The organism is Chromatium okenii (assembly GCF_016583745.1).
GTDB classification, from domain to species: Bacteria; Pseudomonadota; Gammaproteobacteria; order Chromatiales; family Chromatiaceae; genus Chromatium; species Chromatium okenii.
In genome coordinates, this window is the sequence record NZ_NRRQ01000037.1 from 1 (window position 1) to 21,122 (window position 21,122).

20 protein-coding genes are annotated in these 21,122 nt (G+C 53.5%); 13 read left to right on the top strand and 7 right to left on the bottom strand.

Translation table 11 applies throughout. The annotated features are described in order from the left end of the window. Positions 1–997 (top strand): phosphoribosylformylglycinamidine synthase subunit PurQ (locus CKO12_RS11935; RefSeq protein ID WP_200154968.1); only part of this gene is annotated, 997 nt, incomplete at its 5' end. Between the two features lie 43 nt (positions 998–1,040). Then, entirely contained in the window at positions 1,041–1,457 is a 417-nt protein-coding gene (locus CKO12_RS11940) for a BLUF domain-containing protein (protein WP_200154969.1), read from the top strand. 76 nt (positions 1,458–1,533) lie between these two features. Here the strand turns inward: CKO12_RS11940 and CKO12_RS11945 are convergent, their stop codons facing one another. Then, positions 1,534–2,592, bottom strand: a complete 1,059-nt coding sequence (locus CKO12_RS11945) for a response regulator (protein WP_200154970.1) — start codon at positions 2,590–2,592, stop codon at positions 1,534–1,536. A gap of 262 nt (positions 2,593–2,854) precedes the next feature. Here CKO12_RS11945 and CKO12_RS11950 point away from each other — a divergent pair, with 262 nt between their 5' ends. The 5 genes from CKO12_RS11950 to CKO12_RS11970 are packed head-to-tail and all read left to right on the top strand — an operon-like array spanning position 2,855 to position 8,756. Continuing rightward, complete coding sequence (locus CKO12_RS11950; protein WP_420826841.1) at positions 2,855–3,247, top strand: FxsA family protein; 393 nt, start codon at positions 2,855–2,857, stop codon at positions 3,245–3,247. A gap of 10 nt (positions 3,248–3,257) precedes the next feature. Further along, a complete protein-coding gene (locus CKO12_RS11955) occupies positions 3,258–4,670 on the top strand; it encodes a hypothetical protein (RefSeq protein WP_207146359.1) in 1,413 nt (470 codons plus the stop codon). Beyond that, positions 4,667–5,272, top strand: coding sequence for a hypothetical protein (locus CKO12_RS11960; RefSeq protein ID WP_200154973.1), 606 nt, complete (start codon positions 4,667–4,669; stop codon positions 5,270–5,272). The genes CKO12_RS11955 and CKO12_RS11960 overlap by 4 nt, the downstream gene beginning before the upstream one ends. 35 nt (positions 5,273–5,307) lie before the next feature. Then, positions 5,308–6,405 (top strand): EAL domain-containing protein, encoded by a 1,098-nt coding sequence (locus tag CKO12_RS11965; protein ID WP_200154974.1) that lies wholly within the window; start codon positions 5,308–5,310, stop codon positions 6,403–6,405. 53 nt (positions 6,406–6,458) lie between these two features. Next, positions 6,459–8,756: a protein-disulfide reductase DsbD gene (locus CKO12_RS11970; protein WP_242466319.1), complete on the top strand. Its 2,298-nt coding sequence runs from the start codon at positions 6,459–6,461 to the stop codon at positions 8,754–8,756. A gap of 4 nt (positions 8,757–8,760) precedes the next feature. Here the strand turns inward: CKO12_RS11970 and CKO12_RS11975 are convergent, their stop codons facing one another. Together CKO12_RS11975 and CKO12_RS11980 are read right to left on the bottom strand one after the other, a co-directional pair. Further along, positions 8,761–9,747: an ATP-dependent 6-phosphofructokinase gene (locus CKO12_RS11975; RefSeq protein WP_200154976.1), complete on the bottom strand. Its 987-nt coding sequence runs from the start codon at positions 9,745–9,747 to the stop codon at positions 8,761–8,763. After that, positions 9,744–10,307 (bottom strand): peptidylprolyl isomerase, encoded by a 564-nt coding sequence (locus CKO12_RS11980; RefSeq protein ID WP_200154977.1) that lies wholly within the window; start codon positions 10,305–10,307, stop codon positions 9,744–9,746. Before CKO12_RS11980 ends, CKO12_RS11975 begins: the two co-directional genes overlap by 4 nt. Before the next feature lie 108 nt (positions 10,308–10,415). Here CKO12_RS11980 and CKO12_RS11985 point away from each other — a divergent pair, with 108 nt between their 5' ends. The 3 genes from CKO12_RS11985 (at position 10,416) to cbiB (ending at position 13,000) form a co-directional block, all read left to right on the top strand. Further along, the gene (locus CKO12_RS11985; protein ID WP_200154978.1) at positions 10,416–11,099 is read left to right on the top strand and encodes a YiaD family glycine zipper/OmpA-like lipoprotein; all 684 of its coding nucleotides are present in this window, start codon (positions 10,416–10,418) and stop codon (positions 11,097–11,099) included. Positions 11,100–11,279: 180 nt separating this feature from the next. Then, positions 11,280–12,071, top strand: coding sequence for a precorrin-4 C(11)-methyltransferase (cobM, locus tag CKO12_RS11990; protein WP_200154979.1), 792 nt, complete (start codon positions 11,280–11,282; stop codon positions 12,069–12,071). Beyond that, a complete protein-coding gene (gene cbiB / locus CKO12_RS11995; protein ID WP_200154980.1) occupies positions 12,068–13,000 on the top strand; it encodes an adenosylcobinamide-phosphate synthase CbiB in 933 nt (310 codons plus the stop codon). Before cobM ends, cbiB begins: the two co-directional genes overlap by 4 nt. Before the next feature lie 35 nt (positions 13,001–13,035). Here the strand turns inward: cbiB and CKO12_RS12000 are convergent, their stop codons facing one another. The 3 genes from CKO12_RS12000 to CKO12_RS12010 form a co-directional block, all read right to left on the bottom strand. Beyond that, a complete protein-coding gene (locus tag CKO12_RS12000) occupies positions 13,036–14,166 on the bottom strand; it encodes an LbtU family siderophore porin (RefSeq protein ID WP_200154981.1) in 1,131 nt (376 codons plus the stop codon). Positions 14,167–14,408: 242 nt separating this feature from the next. Continuing rightward, positions 14,409–16,631, bottom strand: coding sequence for a DNA methyltransferase (locus CKO12_RS12005; RefSeq protein ID WP_200154982.1), 2,223 nt, complete (start codon positions 16,629–16,631; stop codon positions 14,409–14,411). Between the two features lie 68 nt (positions 16,632–16,699). Then, complete coding sequence (locus CKO12_RS12010; protein WP_200154983.1) at positions 16,700–17,734, bottom strand: helix-turn-helix transcriptional regulator; 1,035 nt, start codon at positions 17,732–17,734, stop codon at positions 16,700–16,702. A 255-nt stretch (positions 17,735–17,989) separates the two neighbouring features. On the opposite strand from CKO12_RS12010, the gene CKO12_RS12015 reads away from it, so the two are divergent. The 3 genes from CKO12_RS12015 (at position 17,990) to CKO12_RS12025 (ending at position 20,748) form a co-directional block, all read left to right on the top strand. Then, complete coding sequence (locus tag CKO12_RS12015; protein ID WP_200154984.1) at positions 17,990–18,280, top strand: hypothetical protein; 291 nt, start codon at positions 17,990–17,992, stop codon at positions 18,278–18,280. 249 nt (positions 18,281–18,529) lie between these two features. Continuing rightward, positions 18,530–18,955, top strand: a complete 426-nt coding sequence (locus CKO12_RS12020) for a hypothetical protein (RefSeq protein ID WP_200154985.1) — start codon at positions 18,530–18,532, stop codon at positions 18,953–18,955. Between the two features lie 11 nt (positions 18,956–18,966). Then, complete coding sequence (locus CKO12_RS12025; protein WP_200154986.1) at positions 18,967–20,748, top strand: AAA family ATPase; 1,782 nt, start codon at positions 18,967–18,969, stop codon at positions 20,746–20,748. On the opposite strand, the gene CKO12_RS12030 is transcribed toward CKO12_RS12025, so the two are convergent. After that, positions 20,663–21,122 (bottom strand): transposase (locus CKO12_RS12030; RefSeq protein WP_200153311.1); only part of this gene is annotated, 460 nt, incomplete at its 5' end. The two genes, CKO12_RS12025 and CKO12_RS12030, sit on opposite strands and share 86 nt — an antisense overlap.

Here is a 21,122-nt window from a genome sequence, read left to right on the forward strand (position 1 = left end):
TTCTCCCCCCTTTGAAAAAGGGGGGGCGGGGGGGATTTTAATCAGCCGCGCTGCATTGCAACACATCTGGTCAGAAACCACTTATCAAATGCAGGCATTGCGTGATGATCCCGCTTGCGCTGCCGAAGCATTTGCGCGAATTGCTGTAAATGATCCCGGTTTACATCAAAGCGTCACTTTTGATCCACATGATGATATTGCTGCGCCCTTTATTGCACGCGGAGCGCGTCCAGCAATAGCCATTCTGCGCGAGCAGGGCGTTAATGGTCAGATTGAAATGGCGGCAGCGTTTCATGCAGCGGGATTTGATTGTGTCGATGTTCACGTCTCCGACATCATTGCCGGTCGCATTGCACTGACAGCTTTTCGTGGATTAGCCGCTTGTGGTGGTTTTTCATACGGCGATGTTTTGGGTGCGGGCACCGGATGGGCAAAAACTATTCAATTCAATCAACGCGCCCGCGATGAATTTGCAGCATTTTTTGCCCGTGCTGACACCTTCACGCTGGGCGTGTGCAATGGCTGTCAAATGCTGGCACAAGTGCAAGAATTGATCCCCGGTGCTGCGCATTGGCCGCAATTAAAACGCAATCGCTCAGAACAATTTGAAGCGCGGACGTTGTTGGTTGGAATTGCGGAATCGCCCTCCATCTTATTGCATGGAATGCACGGATCACGCTTGCCGATTGCGGTCGCGCACGGTGAAGGACGCATGAGCTTTGCCAATACCGCGCAATTGGCGACAGCGCAGCCATTCATTGCGGTGCAATATCTTGAAAATGATGGGCGCGTTGCGGAGCGTTATCCCGCCAATCCGAATGGTTCACCGGCAGGAATTGCGGGTTTAACCAGTATTGATGGGCGCGTGACGATGATGATGCCGCATCCTGAGCGGGTATTTCGTGCCATTCAACAAACGTGGCAACCATCAATAAAAAATGCGGAAGCAAGCGGGTGGTTGCGGATATTTCGCAATGCGCGGGCGTGGGTTTCCTGATATAAGCTCAGTGCAATAGCGAGTTGTGGTTTGAGGTTAAAAGATGAATTATTTGTCACGAATGCTTTATGTGAGTCGCAGCAGTATTGGCTTGGATGATGATGCCGAATTGCAGCAAATTTTGGAGGTCTCGCGGCGAAAAAATCCTGATTTGGACATCACCGGCATTTTGTGCGCTGGTGGCGGTCATTTCATTCAGATTTTGGAAGGGCCGCAGGAAAATCTCATCCGCTTATACGGAATTATTCTCGCTGATCCGCGTCATTATGATTCGGTGTTGATTGGAATTGCGCCGATTGAAAAGCGCATTTTTAAGAGTTGGTCAATGGGTTATTTAGTCAATCCACCAGACGTGATGGAAAGCCATCGCCAGCAATTGCTGGATATTTGGCAGGGACGCACTGAAGCGCGAGAATTGGTCAGTATGATGAAACGCTTTTTGGAACAGCTTGATCGCTAATGCAGCGGTTTGAATGCTCTATGAAAAAACCCGCCGGTTGGCGGGTTTTTTTCACTTGCTGTTGAGACGATTGCAATTATGGCGGCGGCATTCCTGCGCCCGTCAACACGAAATACACAGCTGCTGCCGCGCCCATTCCCAACACCGTTGCCAATACAAATAATCCGTACACCATGCCCGGCACGGTCGCGGCTGCTGCTTCTGGTGCGGGTTGCGCCGCGAGTGCGGCCTCAATCTGCTCCTTCGCCGCCCGTTGCGCTTGCGCCGTCGCCTGCCGCAACAGCGCCGTTTCATCAATCACCGCTGCGCTCGATGCCGGAGTCGGCGCGGGCGGCAATTCGCGCCACTGTTTCGCCACCTGTTCCAAAATCAGCGCCCGCTCCGCATATAAACCGCGCTTGAGCAACTCCGAGGTGTCAGCCGTTACCCGCGAGGAATGCGCCTCCACCAGCGTTTGCACCTCCGCCACCGTGAGGGCGGGCGGTGCCGCAGTTGGCGCGGGTATTGCTGCTGTTTCTGCCAACTGCGTTTCTACGCGCTGCTGCAATGATTTGATTTCAGAAGCAAATTGTGCGAGCAGTTCCCGGCGCAGCGCGTCCAGTTGCGGCGTGAGCAGCGCCGCCAGCCGGACGTTGAGCCGCTCCTCAACTAGCGCCAGCACGGTCTCTTCTGACCACGCTGGCGCAGCAGGCGCGACTACGGCGACTGGCGGCGGGGCAATGATGGGGGCGACGCTGGCGCTGGGTTCAGGTTCAGACAGCGCCGCAGTTGCCAGTTGCACTTGCAGCCGGTCGAGAATCTCCGGCAAAAAGTCAGCGGCAGCCGATTTGGGCAAGATGCCAAACACGCCTTTTTGATTGGCAGTTGTGACGAATTCCGGCTCTTCGTGCGAGGTACACATGACCACCGGAATGGCGGCGGTGCGCGGATCGGCACGAATCACGTCCAGCGCCTCGAAACCGTTTAGCCCCGGCATCATGTGATCCATCAGAATCGCGTCCGGGAGCTGCGTTTTGAGGAATTCAAACGCAGATTCGGCGCAGTCTGCCGTCTCCACGTCAACGCCGTGACGCTGGAGTTGCAGCCGCAGGGCGTAACGGGCGGATTTTGAATCGTCAACCAAAAGTATCTTCATTAGACTCAAGACCATGATTGCCAAAATTGGCGTTGAGAAAGGATGCGAACACCAGCAGGGGCGGCGCGTAAAATGGCGAAGGTCGTTTTCATCTTAACGATTGGTTCCAAGGTGCTGCAAGTCATCTCTAATCATACGTCACTATTCAACCGTCACAATGAAATAATTGCCTTGTTGGGCAATTTAAGTCAGTATTCCTGCGCACACTTCAGCGCAATAAAGCGAGAATGATATGCTATTTTTTCTACTGTTCTTAATCGGTGTGCCACTGTTAGAACTCTACTTTTTAATTCGCGTGAGCGTAGCGATTGGCGCATTGCCCACAATTGGCTTGGCGATTGTGACCGCAGTGGTCGGTGCTGCATTGGTACGCCAGCAAGGATTTAGCGTGTTACAGCGGGTGCAAAGTGCGTTACAGCGCGGTGAAGTGCCCACGCATGAGTTATTTGATGGCGCATTATTGTTAATCGCGGGGATTTTTTTGTTATTGCCGGGATTTTTAACTGACGCCACCGGCTTTGCGCTATTACTGCCGCCGCTGCGCCGGTGGCTGCGGCAACGGCTGCTGGTCAATCAGCGCATTCGCCACCCCGCGCCAGCGGCGTCCACCTCAATCATTGAAGGCGAATTTCGGCGCGATGATTCACCAAAATAGTTCCGTTATTATGCGATTTTCTCATTTAAGAATCACGACCTTGAAGCGTTCGCCCTCTTGCTTTGCGAGTTCAATATCACGCCCGCCGCTGGCTGCCCGCTGTGGCTTGGGGCTGCTGGCGCTGACGCTATTGACCGGCTGCGGCACCCTGCCATCAGCAGCGCCGCTGGCGACTGTAGCGCCGAGCAGTCGGGGACTCGTCGCCCAACAACCGCCGCCGCCACCTTGGGAAACGCCGGTGACGCCAGCGGAATTGCTAGAACCCAATGCTGGCGCGATGGGACGCCTTTACAGCCAAGAACCCTTGCGCCTGCGCCAAGAACTCAGCGCGGTTTGTCAGGGAATGCCTGCCGCTGCCGCCCCGCGAGTGCTGCGCTCACTGGTAGCGGATTTGTATTTTTCCGGGGTAGCGCCGACGGTCGCCACCGAAGCCTTGGTGCTCGGCAAGTGCGGCACGCCGCCCGAAGTGGTAACGGAAATGGTGGCACGCGGCGGCGAGGCGCAGGCCGCGCTCATTGTGGAGCGGGCGCAACTTTTGCAGGGCAGTGGCGCGACACGTCCGCTGACTGCCGCCGTGCAAGCGGGATTAGCGCGATTGGCGCATTTGCAACAACAAGCTGAAGACAATACTGCTGCCGCCAAATCATTGCCCACTTATGGAATGGTGTATTTTCCGGCTGCCGGTGATTTTTCCAAAGTTGATACCGCCATTGCCTTAAATCGGCTTTATGAAGATGCTATTCCCGGTTATGGGTTATACACCTTTGTCTTAGTCGGAAAGTTAGAATCAAAAGCCACACCTTCAGCAACCACGCGGGCGCAAGAATTATTGCGCGTGATTGAAACCTACATCACTGCCGATGCGCAACATGCTGATCCCAATTTGGAAACTCCGGCATTTTTAATTCCGATTTATCCTGAAAAAGTGGGTCAGCCGTTAATTGAACAAGTCGCCTTTGATCTCGCCGAATCCATGCGAAATCATCTCAGCGCCACCTTGCGCCGTAATGGACAGACACAGTTAGCGACGCAAATTGAGCACAACAGCGGCCCCTTTTTAGTCTCGTCATTAGAGCCGCGCCTGACGCCCACTGATCCCGCCGCGCCACATTTAATCACCGATTTATCAATGATCGGTGCCGAACATCTTTATGGCGTGATTGATGCGTATGATCGCCCGCTTGCTACCAGCGGCACTGCACAATTAGACAATTTAGCGGCTATTCAAGAACGCCTATTAGCATTGCCGATTAAAGTGCCCACGACAACGGGAAAAAAAGCCCAAGGCAAATCAAATTGGGTGTCACTGCTTGGGGCGCTAAAATCGAATCAGACTGCAACTCACCGTCGTGAAGCGTTGTATATCGAACCGTTTTCAGAGTTTCACTTTATCACTCAACCGGATTTTATTCGCGCAATATGAACATTATTCCTGATAGTTTCAGTAGTTTCGTGCGCTTTTTAGTCGGCATCTTGTTATTGCAAGCTGTCACAGTATTGTTGATTTACACCGCTTTGCAAACCAATTGGCAAGTCACTTGGCCATTATTTACCGGGCTCGGTGCGGCGATTGGTTTTTTAGCGGCGCTGTGGTTTAACACCATTGTTTATGCCCATCGCAGTCGCGCTGTCTCAAAAATCACCGAACGCTTTTCTAAAGAACGTGAAAAAATTCGGGTGAAAGCAGAACAACAACGCGCTAAAGATGGACGTTCCAATGAACGTTTAGCAGCAAAAGCGCGTACCCGTCCAGCGATGGGAATGAGCTTAAAAACAGGCGTGATTGTCGGTGGCACAGTGGGTTTAGGTGTCGCCATGATGGTGGCACAATTTATGACTTTAGGCTTGGTGACTTTAACGGCGGTCGGCGGCGCAGCACTGGGTTATACGGTGCGTTCGCGGCAAGAAAAATTACTCACCAATAAACGGTTAGCAACGCAAGAGCGCAATATGACCGTGATTACAGCCGACACCACCGCGCAATTATTGCCGCGTCAAACACAACATCCACAGGACGCGCATTAAACGGCGCTTTCACTTCCAGTAACAGGATTCTACTGATGATTAAATCTTGGTTTCTTAAAGGTGCGCCAGTTGATGGGAATACGGTATTAGTGCCGATGGATCATTTTCCCGCAACGGTGGGGCGCAGTACGCAATGCACAATCACCATTGATTCTAATGGCGTGTCGCGGGTTCATGCCCGTTTTGAATTGAGTGCGCGGGGAGAATTATTGCTCACTGATTTAGAAAGCACCAATGGCACCTATCGCAATCGGGAGCGCATTATTGCGCCCACGTCAGTATTGGAAGGCGATATTTTACACTTTGGTACGGCGGAATTTCGTTTAAGTCAATCTGTGGTTGATAGTTCAAAGTTCACCAGCAAATCAGTGCGTGAACAAACCTGTTTGGTTGAAGTTGGCAGTAGTTTACCGGAGAACTTTTTACTGCAAGAAACTGATTTTCTGAGTATGTTAAAAGAGGATCAATTGCGCGTGGCGTGGCAGCCGATTGTTGATTTTCATACCCGCCAAGTTTTGGCGTATGAAGTGTTGGGACGCGGAGCGCATCTCGCTTTACCGCAATCGCCATTGCAATTATTTCAACTTGCAGAAAAACTGAATAAAGAAGTGGAATTATCGCAAGCCTTCCGCCGCTGTGGGGCGAAAGCAGCAGCGCGACGTGGAAAGCCAGTGCGCTTGTTTATGAATAGCCATCCGCAAGAGATGTCTTTAGAGTCGTTTTTTACTTCAGTTAAAGAGTTGTTGTTGCTGGCACCACAAATGGAATTGGTGATGGAGATTCACGAAACGGCGGTGAATAATGGCAATCAAATGAAAATAGTGGTAGACCGTTTGCGCGAGTGTGGCGTGTTGATGGCGTATGATGATTTTGGCGCGGGGCAGGCGCGGTTACACGAAATCGCTGATATTCCTGCGGATATTGTAAAATTTGATATGGGGTTAATTCGAGATATTCATCGCGCTCCGCTGAAAAAACAGCAGATGATTGAACAATTGGTGAAATTGGTGCTGGATTTGGGTTCGCAAACGCTGGCAGAAGGCGTGGAAACTGAAGAAGAAGCTGCGGTCTGTATTCAAATGGGATTTCAATTATGTCAGGGTTATCTCACCGGACGACCAGAATTGATATGACATTTACCAACAATGGTTCAATTGTGTTGATACGCTATTTTGTTTTATTCATATTGTTGTTGATAACGGCAGGCGCTCGCGCTGACACGATGTTGCCGCCGGAGCAGGCATTTCAAATTACCGCGCAGGTTGAAAATGCGACGACGCTGCGGGTGCGCTGGACGATTGCCGCCGGTTATTACCTGTATCGGGATAAATGGCACATCAGCTCGCCCACGCCCGGCATTGCGCTGGAGCTGCCGGCGCGTCCTGCGCCAGAAATCAAGCAAGATCAGTGGCTTGGGGCGGTCGGGATTGATCGGCATTCTGGCGAGCTGTTGATACCGATTCAGCGCGACGCGACGGCACCGGAGCAGATGACGCTTGAAGTGGCGTTTCAGGGCTGCGCCGATGCGGGATTTTGTTATCCGCCACAGCGCCAGTCGTTCCAATTGACGTTGCCGCGTCCGCTGGCGCTGCCGGTTCGCGTCGCCGCCGTGCTCAATCACCCGCCCGCGCTGCGCGTCAATGCGCCAGACGAGTTGTTGCCGGTGACTGAGGCATTTCAGTTGACGGCAGAAGTGATCCCGCCGGAACAGGTGCTGCTGCGCTGGGACATCGCGCCGGGTACCTATTTATATCGGGAGACGCTCGACGTGACGCTGGAAGCTGCGGGCGATAGCGTGGCGCTCGGTGCGTTCAAACGTCCGGCGGGCGGCGTCAAAACCGCAGCGGTATTGCCAGACGGGGCGCTGGGTGATGCGGAGGTCTATCACGATCAATTGGAATTTGTGGTGCCGCTGCTGCGCACGACGCCGGAAGCAACGGCGTTTACGCTGATCGTGCGTTATCAGGGCTGCGCGGAAATTGGCGTGTGTTATCCGCCGCAAACGCAGCGGCTGGCGCTGGAATTACCAGTCCAGCCGCCGCTGCCGGTCGCGCCAGCAGCGCAGCAATTGCCAGCGGGTGAAATCGCCGAACCGCTGCCACTGCCAGATGAGAATGACGCGCCAGCTCTGGCTCTGGAACCCCCCTTTGAAAAAGGGGGGCAGGGGGGATTTGAGCAAGGCGAATTTTCCGATCAATTCTCCAGTGTGTTGGCGAGCGGCAAGTGGTGGGCGATCTGCGCTGTGTTCTTTGGCTTCGGGCTGCTGCTGGCATTCACGCCGTGCGTGTTTCCGATGATTCCGATTTTGTCCGGCATCATCGTCGGACAGGGCGCAATGCTCACCACCCGCCGCGCCTTCTGGCTGTCATTGGTGTATGTGCTGGCGATGGCGCTGACCTACACGTTGGCGGGAATCGCCGCCGGTTTGTTTGGCGCAAATATACAAGCCACTTTCCAAAATCCTTGGATTCTCAGTAGCTTCGCAGTGATTTTTGTGCTGCTGGCGCTGGCGATGTTTGGATTTTATGAACTGCAATTGCCGTCGCGCTGGCAATCCAAACTCGCCGCCATCAGCAACCAGCAAACCAGCGGCACGCTGCTCGGCGTCGCCATCATGGGATTGCTGTCGGCACTCATCATCAGTCCCTGCGTCGCGCCACCGCTGTTCGGCGCACTGGTTTACATCAGCCAGACCGGCGACGCAGTGCTCGGAGGGCTGGCGCTGTTTGCATTGAGCTTGGGAATGGGCGCACCGCTGCTGGTAATTGGCACCTCGGCTGGACGCCTGTTGCCGCGAGCGGGAGCGTGGATGGAAGCGATCAAAACGGTGTTTGGCGTGTTGCTGCTGGGTGTGGCGATTGTGCTGCTGGAGCGGATCGTGCCGGCGGCGTTGACGCTGCTGCTGTGGGGCATGTTGTTGATTAGCAGCGGAATCTATCTCGGCGCGTTGACACCAGTGCCAGCGGGAAGCAGCGGCTGGCGCACGTTGTGGCGGAGCTGCGGCGTGATGTTGTTGATTTATGGCACCTTGCAGTTGCTTGGCGCGGCTGCGGGTGGCAACAATCCGTTGCAGCCATTGCGCGGTGTGATGACCAGCGCCGCTGCGCCCGAACGTGCCGAGCTGTTATTTCAGCGGGTGAACAGCGCCGATCTTGACCGCACGCTGGCGGCGGCGACCGCAGCGGGCAAGCCGGTCATGCTGGATTTTTATGCGGATTGGTGCGTGTCGTGCAAAGAGCTGGAGCGCGATACGTTCAGTGATCCAAAGGTGCGGACGGCGGTGCAGCGATTTGTGCGATTGCAGGTGGATGTGACCGCGAACACGGCGGCAGATCAGGCGGTCATGCAGGAACAATTTGGGATTTTCGGGCCACCGGCGCTGTTTTTCTTTAATGAACACGGCGTTGAAATAGCGGCAGCGCGGGTGCTGGGAGTTGTCTCCGCTGCCGAACTGCTGGCGCATCTGCGCCAGCACGACTTGTGAGCGGTTAAATTGACAAAAAGCGATTGATTTCAAGCAAATGCGTGGGTGGTCGGTGATTGCAATCCGCCAACGCTTCGCGCAGCGGGACGAGCTGATTGCTTTGTCCTTGTTTGCCGACCAGCACCAGCGTTGCGCCATCCAGCGCCGCTTGCACCGCAAACACGCCCATCTCAGTCGCCAAATAGCGATCCAGCGCGACCGGCGAGCCGCCGCGTTGAATGTGACCGAGGACGCAGGTGCGGGTTTCAAATCCATGTCCTTCGATGTCCGCTGCGACCTGCGCTACGCCACCGGGACAGGCACCTTCTGCGACCACGACGATCACGCTGCGCTTGTTGCGGGCACGATACCCTTTGATGCGGGCGCTGAGAGCGACGGGATCATACGGCTGTTCAGAGATCAAAATTTCCTCCGCGCCGCCGCCGATACCGGTGAATAACGCGATCCAACCGGCGTCACGTCCCATCACTTCCAACAAAAAGATGCGATCAAAGGCATCAGCGGTGTCGCGCAGCCGATCAACTGCGTTGAGCGCGGTATCCAGCGCAGTGAAAAAGCCAATCGTCCAATCGGTGCCGCCGAGATCGTTGTCAATCGTGCCCGGCAGCCCGATGAGTTGCCCCTGCCAATAGTCTGCCAGCGCCAGCGCCCCCTGCATCGAACCGTTGCCGCCGATGACTAACAGCGCGTCAATGCCCAAGCCTTTCAAGGTGCTGGCGGCTTGTTTTAAGCCTTCGGGATGGCGCATTTCTGGGGCGCGGGCGCTGCCGAGAATGGTGCCGCCGCGTTGGATGATGTTGGCGACGGAGCGGGCATCAAGCACCTGCGATTCGCCGAGCAACACGCCGCGAAAGCCGTGTTGAAAGCCGATGATTTCCAAGTTGTGATAGATCGCGGTGCGGACGATGGCGCGTAAACAGGCGTTCATGCCGGGCGCATCGCCGCCGCTGGTCAGAACGCCGATGCGACGGGGACGAGGTGCGGCAGTCATGGCAATTGCCGACAAGCTGCGAAGGTGACGGGCGTTTGGGTGCGACCGGAGCGACTGCCTTGTGCTTCCATCGCTTGAATCACGTCCATGCCAGCAATGACTTTTCCAAACACGACGTGCTTGCCATCTAAAAATGGTGTGGGCGCGACGGTAATAAAAAACTGCGAGCCGTTGGTATTTGGTCCCGCATTAGCCATTGATAACACGCCGGCTGCGTCGTGATGCAATTGGAAGTTTTCATCGGGAAATGATTTGCCATAAATGGATTCACCGCCGGTACCATTGCCATTGGTAAAGTCGCCGCCTTGAATCATAAACCCCGGAATAATGCGATGAAATGGACTGCCGGCGTAATTGAGCGATTTGCCTTTTTCGCCGGTACACAAAGCGCGAAAATTATCTGCTGTTTTGGGGACGACATCAGCGAATAATTCGAGCGTGACGGTGCCGGCGGGTTGATTGTCGATGGTGACGTCGATGGCGACCTTGGGATTGGCAGCCAGCGCCGAGGTAGCGGCAGTAAAGAGTACGCTGGCGAGAAGGGGTGTGATGTGGCGCATGTGCTTGATTTCCTATGATGATGATAGCGTGTGAATGAGAGTGTGAGCTGTGGCGTTGGTTAAAACGTAACGCACAATGAACTGTTTTTTTACCACAAGAGGTTTGCGATGAAACGACCATTTTCGATGACTGTGATTGCGTGTACTGCCAGCGCGATGATTGTAGGCGGCTGCGCCACCCCCAGCGGTGGCGTCTCAGACACCGGTCAGGGCGCGATGATTGGCACTGCCATCGGTGCGGCAACGGGGGCGCTAATTGGTTCCAAAGGCGCTAATGCTGGACGCGGGGCGCTCATCGGTGCGATTGGCGGGGCGTTGGTAGGAACGGCGGTCGGCGCGTATATGGAAAAACAGCACCAAGATTTCCAGAAGGCGCTGGCAGATGAAATTGCGAGCGGCATGATTCGCGTCCAAAAACTGCCCAATGATGAATTATTGGTGGGAATGACGGGCGAGACGACGTTTGAAGTTGATTCCGATCAGATCAAGCCCGGTTTTTACAGCACGATGGATAAGATCGCTGCCATCGTGACCAAATATGGCAAGACGGAATTGGCGATTGCTGGGCATACCGATAGCACTGGTTCTGCCGGTCACAATCAAATGCTGTCGGAACGCCGGGCGGGTTCAGTGGAGCGTTATCTCGGCAATGGCGGCGTGGTGGCGAATCGGATGACGTCCGCTGGTTTTGGGAAAGATCAACCGATTGCCAGCAATGCCAGCGAATCCGGGCGGCGCTTAAATCGGCGCGTGGATATTACCATCGTGCCGATTCGACAAGACGCGGGCTAATTGCGTTTTTTCAGCTCCTGTATTGAATAACGCGCTCGTTTTTATTGCGCGGGTTTGATAACGGAGCTGAATGCACACAGCGCAGATCAAAATGATATTGACTTTTTATGCCGCGATAATTTTGAATGTCACTGACAACCGAAAACTGACAACTATTTTAATAAACCAAAGCGAGTATTTATGACGGGCAAGGTGTGGTTTGTGGGTGCCGGGCCGGGCGCACCAGATTTAATTACGGTGCGCGGGGCGCGATTGCTGGCCGAAGCGGGGGCCATTTTGTACACCGGCTCGTTGGTGGCAGAAACGGTGCTGCAATGGGCAGCTCCCCAGTGCGAGATCGCCGACTCCAAAACGATGGCGTTGGCGGAGGTCACGGCGTGGTTGCTGGATCGCGCCCAGCACCACGCGGTGGTGGTGCGGCTGCAAACCGGTGATCCGACGCTGTACGGCGTCGTCGCCGAGCTGGCGCGTCCACTAGATGCAGCGGGAATTCCGGTGGGGATTGTTTCTGGCGTGTCGTCAGCAATGGCGGCGGCAGCGGCGGCGGGTGAATGTTTGACGCTGCCGGAACTCACGCAAACGGTGATTTTTACGCGCCTGTCGGAACGGACGGCGATGCCGGCGGGCGAGTCGTTTGTTTCGCTGGCGGCGCACGGCTGCACGCTGTGCATTTTTCTGTCGATTGAACGCATCGAGGCGGTGGTCGCGCAGTTGCTTGAAGCGGGCTGGGCGGCGATCGCGCCGGTGGTCATCGTTCACAAGGCAACGTGGCCAGATGAGGTCGTGTTGCGCGGCACTTTGAATGACATCGCCGCGCAGTGCCGAGCGGTCAACATTGATCGGCAGGCGTTGATTGTGGTGAGTCCGGCACTCGGAGCGCGGTTTCGCCCCAGCGCCATTCCTTCCAAACTTTATGACGCCGCGTTCCCGCGACGTTTCCGTCCCACGCCCATTGAGGAACCAACTCCATGACCTTGATTATTGCTGCGTGTTTGCTTGATGTCGTACTGGGTGATCCGGCGTATCGGCTGCATCCGGTGCGGCTGATCGGTGATTTGAGCACGGCGATTGAGCGGCAGTTATTCGCTCGCGGTTGGAATCAGCGCAGCGGCGGCGTGCTGCATCTGCTGCTGGTGCTGACGGTCGCGCTGACCGTGTGGCTGGGCATTCGCGCCAGCCTGAGCTTGGTTCATCCGCATTTGGTGTTCATCTGGGATTTGTATCTCGCCGCCAGCCTGCTGTGTCTGCGGGATTTGATCGTGCAGGGCAAACGGATTTTGAGTCTGCTTGACGATCTGCCGGCAGCGCGGCAGCAATTGAAGCAATTGGTGGGACGCGACACTGCGCCGTTGCAACAAGACGGCATCGTCCGCGCCACGATGGAGAGCTTGGCGGAAAATCTGACCGATGGCGTGCTGACGCCGCTGTGGGCGCTGTGTTTATTCGGCTTGCCGGGGCTGATTGTAGTCAAAGTCATTTCCACGCTGGACGCGATGGTTGGCTATCAAAATGAGCGTTATCAACGCTTTGGCTGGGCAGCGGCGCGGTGCGACGATTGGATGCACTGGCTGCCAGCGCGGATTTCTGTGGTGATGATTGCGATGGTGGCGGCATGGCAACGGTTGCATCCGCTGCTGGCGCTGCGCACGGCGTGGCGTTATCACGCGCTGCTGCCGAGTCCCAATTCGGGCTGGAGTGAGGCGGCGCTGGCTGGCGCGTTGCGGGTGCGCCTGCTCGGTCCGGTGTGGCGCGACGGGCAGTTAATCAATGAGCGGTTTATCGGCGAACCGGAGTGGCCAGCCCAGCTCACGGCGGTGGAATTGCGGCAGGCGCTGTGGCTGATTTTGGGTTGTTATCCGGTGGCGCTGATGATCGGGCTGGTGCTGGCAAACAGCTTGTGAGCTGTGGGTGATGCGTCCGCATCACCACTTCAACTTTAGAATTCCACCGCAAGCTGCGCGATCACGCTGTCATCGGTGTCACCACTGCCGCCGTCAGCGTGGTCATACGCGGTGCTCCGCGCCCATTCCAATGCCAGCGTGGTTTTTTCCCACACTTCAACCGACCAGCCCAGCAACCAACGTTGTTCTGGCAAATCAAGCGCCAGCGCCTCCCTCGTGCCTTGATAACCGATTGATACAATAGATTGTTTTCCCAGCACGGCAAAGCGCAATCCCGCTTCGAGCGTCCACGCGGAAGGGCGAGCGCCCTGTTCTTTAAACCCGATCTGGTCAGCGGCAAAGTCATCGACGGCGGTCACATATTCTCCAGTGACGCTGAAACGCCCGACGCTGGCATTCGCACTCGCCGTCCACGCCCCACTCCGTTCCGAACGCGCTCCCACGCGCTCTTGCAACAGGTCGGTTTCGCCGAGATCGTTGAGATAACCAACGCTTGCCGCCCACGTCCGTTCTGATGCGGTGTGAGTGTAGCCAACCATCGCACCCCAGTTGTCAAGCTGATCGTCGTCGTCAAGCGTGGTTTCGCCGTTAAACAGATACAGTGCGCCCGCAAAGTCGCCGCGTTCCATTCCAATTTGCAGCGCCGACTCGCGGATTTCACCGAGTTCGAGCGTGAGCGGATCGGAAATCAAATTGCTGGCAAATACGCCAAACGGCAGATAAATCTGTCCCGCCGTGAACGACAACGGCGTCACCTCGGCGTTGGCAACGGTGAGATAACCGGTGTCGATTTCCAAATCGGTCACATCCTGCTCATACAACAGCGACACGCCCGCCTCAATCCACGCATTCACCTTCGACTTCACGCCCAGCTCCACCGTCGCCAACGTGACATCGCTGGTGCTGCTGCCGGTTTCAGGGGCGAAATAACCCGCTTCCACTTCAATTAACCCAGAAAATTCAAGGCGATGAATCCAATCATCATGGTCTGGCGCAGCGGCTGCCTGCTGATTGATGAGTGCGGCGGATTGCTGTTGCAGCGCCGCTTCTTGAGCGCGGTTTTGCGCTTCCAGCCGCGTCAAGCGGGTGGTCACGCTGTCAGCAAAAGCAGGAGTTTGAATAGCCAGCGCCAATGCAATGGCAGTCGAAAGCGTTAATGTTTTCATGGGTTTAGATGTCCTAGCAGTGATAAAAAATGGCGTCACGGTGGGCGATACCGGACGCCGTTGACGAGAACACTGCAAGCCTAACATCTGTTTTTGGAGTGGACAAACAAGAATTGTTTTTATCTTGACGTCCGGTCAACGCCGCCGTTTTTACTGTTTGCACTGAACTCAGCACTGCGAATAAAAACGCCACAGCCGCTGCCAACAATAGGGTTGATATTTATGATTTTGAGATAAAACAGTTAGATGCCGAGAGTTGCTTGTCCATCTGCATTCAAACGCCAGCCTTCACCAGCGCGATGTGCAATATCTTCTAAAACACTTAAAATCGTTTGTGATTCTGGTGTAATTCCGTTTTTCAACAACGGCATAATCGCTAACACAATCTCATCAAACCGCGCCGTTTTCTTCTCAATTTCCATCCGACGTAAATAAGAGATCAAATAGTAACGAACCCGCAATTTCAGATCAACATGCGTTTTGAATTGCTTGTTTTGTTTAATGCTAAACAATTCAGTGTCGTTATCATAATCAAACAGATCAAGCAGCAATGGCGTCAAATCAGAATACTCTTTTTTCAGCAAATCTAAAAAGCCCAATTCCAAGCCTTTAATAATTAACTCGTCATTAATTTGCTCCAACGTTGCACCCTGATATTTTGCAATCACGCCCTCAATCGTTTGCAACACGATTTCACCCGCATCCATGCCCAAACTGGCTTTCATAATGTACTTGGGTTTGCGCACCTTCCGAAAGTTAATAATCAACTGACCAGACAACACCGTGAACGGATTTTGCCGTTTCTTAAAACTGGTTTGACCATTCTTCTGCGCCACTGCACCCGCATATTCAAAACCACAGCGTTCGGCTGTTTCAATAATCAAATGCCAAAATTCTGGGTCTTTGTGCGCAAACACAAACGACATCCAACGCTCAAATTTCAATACCCGATACATTTCCTCAATACTTTTCGCAATCAGGGCGTTGTAATCCGCTTTGCTTTTCTCATGTTCGCCGCCTTCAATGGCTTCTAAACAATAATCCTGCTCGGTCACGGGCAAATCTAACCACGCATTCCACATGACGGACAAATCAAGATAAGGAATCTTTTTGCCATAGGGTGGATCAGTGTAAATGTAATCCACACTTTCTTTTTTTAAGAACGACAAATCCGTTGCAGTCCCTTGAATGACCTGCAACTGTGCTATGGTGTCCGCGTTGATTTTAGGCGCTATCTCGCGCTTGGCATTAAACACGCCTTTCATTTTGTTTTCAAAAGTTTTTAATACATTTAAGTCTTTATGGCTAGGCGCTAATCTATAGCGGTAATAACGCATCACGGCGCTGTCTACACTGCCTCGTTTAGAAGGATGACAAGTTAAGTTAATAAGATTCAAGGTGCTTGAAAACGCCAACAACAGCGATGTTCGGATATTGTTATCCGTTTCTTGTGTAATTAAATGTTTCAAAAATCCAAGTTGCGCCAACTGTTTTTTGCTAAATAAATCCTTTACAACGCTGACATCTGAACCCTTTGGTAACACAAAATCCTGCGGATAAGTATATTGCTTTAATGCTTCATCAATCGCTTCAGTAGTCGTTGGTTCATGCTGCATGTATGCTGTTTTAACGCGCTCAACACTGCATTGCAAATCGGCTAGATCAACCGGAGCAGTCAGTGCATCAATTAAAAAAGTAGACATTGGATTCAAATCTAAATGAATCGCTCGTCGTTCTAACATCATCGCTTCAACCGCAGTCACGCCGCTGCCGCCAAAAGGGTCTAAAACCAAATCACCAGCTTGTGAAAAATTCTTAATGTATTCATTAACGACATTCCAAGACTGCTTAGTAAAATAACCATGCACACCAAAATGACGTTTTGTTGACTGTTTTTTAACAACGATTTCCTCTAGTAAAGAACGCTCTAAATAACTAAAAGGCGCGGTCTTAATCACTTTCTTCGGCGTGGTATAGGTCAAAACCTTGCCCGTTTGAAACGAACTCGGTGATAAATAAGCCGATAATTCATCCCAGTAATCAGCAATTGCAATCAACTCAAAATATAAAATTGGTTCTGGCGTATCCTGTCGAAACAAAGAAAATTCCCGCCCATTACACAACGCAAAGAATTTGCTGCGTATTTCAGGATGAATGCTATATGAATACACCTGTCCAACATTGTCGCCAGAGTGAATGTTTTGATGCGGTGCTTTGGCATCTAAAACCCAAGCGTAGCTGTTTTCGACTTTCAATAAATAATCAGGAATTAACGTCACGGGACGTTTTTTACTGCCAACTTTCAAAAAAGGGTGTAACAAACTTTTGCTGCGGACAATTTGCGATGATCCATAACCGAGCTGCGTTAAAATGGGCAAAATCAACACTTCTCGGACACTGTCTTCTTTGAAATCAGAAGAATTTAATTGTGCAAAATCGAAATCTTGAAAAAGTTTGTTAAGCATAAAATTATCGTTCGGTAGTCAATTGTGTTGGGTTGCCAACTGCGGCAACCCAACCTACGTCTACTCGGTCAACGCCGATATAGCGCCGCTGTTTTTGCAGCTTGCGCGGCGACAACTCGGCGTAAATCTGGCGGCGCGATAACTTCTAAATTATCTCCCGCTCCCAGCAGCCAGCGCAGCAATTGACCGCTCGCGGGGACGGTTGCCCACACCCGAATCTCAAATTCGGAACCATTCGGCTCATTTATAAACCGTTGATTTGGCGCAAGTGGGCACACCGTGAGCACCGTTGCCAGATAGCCGCGCACCCGCAATTCCAATTCAATCTGCTTGCCGGAACCAAAATCTATCACGCCTTGCTTAATCGCTTGATCTAAATCGAAATTTTTCGCAACTCGCGCCGAAAGTATTGTCAGTAGTTCGGGGCGAGTCATGCGATGCAGCGCGTAAAACCGCACTGGTTCCGTTTCGTCATTTTTCAACGCCAGCAAATACGGAATCGGTCCGCGTTGAATCAGTGCCTGCGGATGAATCTGCACCTCGGCGCGTTTCCCATCGGCATTTTCATAATTCACTTTGAGAACGCACCGCTGCGCCAGCGCGGTGATGACCGAAGTCAGCACTGCGGGATAAAGCTCCACCGGTTGCAGCCGCAACGTGTCGGGGATGATGCGCAGGCGCGTGGCGTCCAGCACCGGTCCATCGGCGTCAGTCAGCAACCGCTGCCACAACGGGTCGAGCGGGCGTTGCGGCAGCACACCCTTCGCCTTTATCAACAACGAATTCACCAAATCGCCGACTTTTTGCAGCGTGTCTTCCCAAATCAGCGCGTCATCATTGAGATCGTCTTTCACGCGTCGATACCGCAGCGGTTTGCCGTTCGGATTAACCGCTTCAATCCGCTCATCTTTCACCAGTGCATCCAGATCGCGTTGCAAAGCACGGCGACACGCGCCGTCACTGGTTGTGCCATAGGCATTGCCAAGGCTTTTAAGCAAATGCGCCCCGTCGGGACAATTGGCTGGCGCTGTGCTGCTCGCTGGCAATAGCGCTTCAAGACGTTTTTGGCGCTCGTAACGATTCTGGTGAATGGATTTTTTCATTTTGACCGGATGCGACAAGGTATGTCGGATAAGTTTGATATTAATACGTCTGACGGCGCAAGTTGAAAAAAAGTTGCCAGTTGACCGTTGGCAGTAAAAGCACTGTTGTCGCCGATAACTGATAAATAAATCAATAGGTTGTGGTTTTAACTGCGTCGCTCCTAAAAAAAATTGCAAATAAACCGCCCTTAGGAGGCACTGAAAAGGGTTGACGTTGGAAGACCCGAAATTTCACCCCTCAAGAGGAGTTTTAGCATGTCACAAAAACAACACGGCCATCTGTCTTCCCGCGAATTGCTCGCCCACATCGGTCTCAATAATGAGCACACAAATCATCTACTTGATGATCTGACCGGCGATCTCGGCGTAGCCCTGCGCGACCGCCATCAACTGAGTCCATACCTAGATGGGTATTTCGCGGAGATCGAGCAGATGATCTTGGAGGGGTTGATTGAACCCTCCCAGAAGGTGCCGCTCGCTGGCAATAGCCATTCAAGACGTTTTGGCGCTCGTAACGATTGTGGTGAATGGATTTTTTCATTTTGACCGGATGCGAAAAGATGTGTCTGATGAGTTTGATATTGATACGTCGGACGGCGCAAGTTGAAAAAAAGTTGTCAGTTGACCGTTAGCAGTAAAAGCACTGTTGTCACCGATAACTGAGAAATAAATCAATAGGTTGTGGTTTTAACTGCGTCGCTCCTAAAAAAATTGCAAATAAACCGCGCTTAGAACGCCCTGAAAAGGGTTCACGTTAGAAGACCCGAAATTTCACCCTTCAAAAGGAGTTTTTGCATGTCACGGAAACAACACGACCATCTGTCTTCCCGCGAATTGCTCGCCCGCATCGGTCTCAATAATGAGCACACAAATCATCTACTTGATGACGATCCGCTCGATGACCTGACCGGCGATCTCGGCGCAGCCCTGCGCGACCGCTATCAACTGTTTCAGCAACCGCACAACTTCGCGGTTGGCGATCTCGTCACTTGGAAACCGGGCTTAAAAAACCGCCGGCTGCCGCGCTACGCCAACCCCGCCATCGTGGTGGAAGTGTTGCAGACGCCGGTGCTTGATTGTGAAAACGATTCCGCCAGCACCTACTTCCGCGAGCCGCTCAATCTGGTGCTCGGCATGTTTTATGAGGAAGGCGCAATACGCGGCGAGTTTCTGACCTGGCATTACGACAGTCGCCGCTTTCAACTGTGGACTGAGAAATAGGAGTTTTGACCATGCCAACACCTCGCAACCTGTGGAAAAAAGACCTGAACGCCGTCTCAGCCAGTGAGCGCCGCCTCGCCCGCTATGCGTTGCAACTGCTGCGCGGCGCACCCGATCTGAAAGGACGTTTTCAAGACCGCGATTTCCTCGGCGCACTGTGGCAATTGCTGCGACCCGTGCTGGATTCGCACCGCATTGCAACCTTGGTGAAATCGTCAGATGAATATGAAGATGCTGATGACAATTGGATGGAATCGTCGCACCAGTCGCATCAGGTAAGCCAGTATTTGCGGCAGTATTTCGGAGCGATACCGCCGAGCGTCCTCGAACGGCTGACGGCAGCAGATGACGGTGCAGTTCTATCGCCCACAGTTGCGCTGCTCGGCACCAGCCTCGCTCTTGATACGACGGCGCTGCGCGTGCTCGATTTTCTCGACCACTTCATGCTCGCCGAGCCATTGCGGACGCTGTTGCGGGAATGCGGACGCGTTCCAGCGCGGATCAATTTGGCGCGTTTGGCAGCACTGCTTGATCTTCCACAAACCACCTTGCGCACTGCGTTACAGCGGCAAGCGCCGTTGCGGACGCTGGGTTTGATTCGCTACGACGCCGATCAATCTGATTTAGAAGATTTCGTGAAACCGACCGACCTGTTACGCGAGGTATTCGATGCCGCGCCGCCAGATGCCGACAGCCTGCTGGAGCTGTTGATTGAACCTGCGCCAGCGGGCGCGTGGGCGCTGGAATCCTTCCCACATTTGAGTCGTGACATTGAACGGTTGCGCGATGTGTTGCACCACGCTGCGACGACGGCAGCGGCTGGCGTCAATGCGCTGTTTTACGGCGCACCCGGCACCGGTAAAACCGAATTGGCGCGAGCGGTGGCGGCAGCGTGCGGGCTAACGGCGTATCAGGTACGCAGCGATGATGAAGACGGCGACGGCTTATCACGCACTGGGCGGCTATCGGCGTATTTGGTAGCGCAGCGATTGCTGGCGCGACGGCGCGATGTGCTGCTGATTTTCGATGAAGTGGAAGATGTGTTTGATAGCAATGACAACCTGTTTGCGTTGCTGCGAGGACGGAGCACCACCGGTCGGCAAAAAAGCTGGATGAATCGGATTTTGGAAGAAAACCCCGTGCCCGCAATCTGGATCGCCAATAGCACTGATGGCATGGACGCAGCGTTTTTACGGCGTTTCCTGCTGCCGGTGGCATTCACCACGCCGCCGCGTTCGGTACGGCGACAAATGGCGGAGCGACATCTGGGCAATTGCAACTTGCCGCCAGCCTTACTTGACGAATTGGCAGCTGATCCGCTGCTGGCTCCGGCGCAATTCGGCGCAGCGCGGCGGTTGCTTGATTTACGCCCGACTGCCGAACCCAGTCACGCCGTGCATGACGGCGTGGCGGCGCTGCGCACGTTGCTGCATGGAGCGCCTGCCCCGCGACGGCGGCAAGCGGCGACGCGAGTTGATGTGGCGTTTTTGAATTTGGCTGGCGCGGTAAGTCCGAGCGCCATCGCGCAAGCCTTAGCAAACAACGGGCACGGCAGTTTATGTTTTTACGGTGCGCCGGGCACCGGTAAAACCGCGTTTGCCGAGGTGCTGGCGGAAGCATTGGATCGGGAATTGGTCACGCGCCAAGCCTCAGATTTGATTTCGCCTTATGTCGGCGAAACGGAACAGAATTTAGCGCGATTAGGAGTTACGCAGTTGCGAACAAGCCATACAATGGTGCTGATAAATAAAATCGCACGGCACTGCGCACGATCTTATTTTTTGCTTCCATAATGCTTATTCCAGTTCGATAGAAGTAGCGTTCCAAACGTATGAAAGCACGAATTGCAAGACCAATATGATTGCGTTGAGAAATTGCTGAACGCGCTTGACAGCGTTCCACACCGCAGTTTTGTTTGAGATCGTGATGATAAACTTCAATCATCCATCTTTTTTCAGCCAAACTTTTGCGCATCAAATTTGACATTAAAAAATCATTAGTCGCCCAGTATTCCGTGTCACCGTTTTTGGAAACGATCCAGAATGCTTTTACTAAGCCATAACCTTTTAGGTGAACAATTTCTCCCTCAGAAGAAAGATGAACATCTCTAATCGCTCTGTTTCCGGTTCGGTCTGGATCAACTTGCCGGTTTGATTTGAGCTGCGTC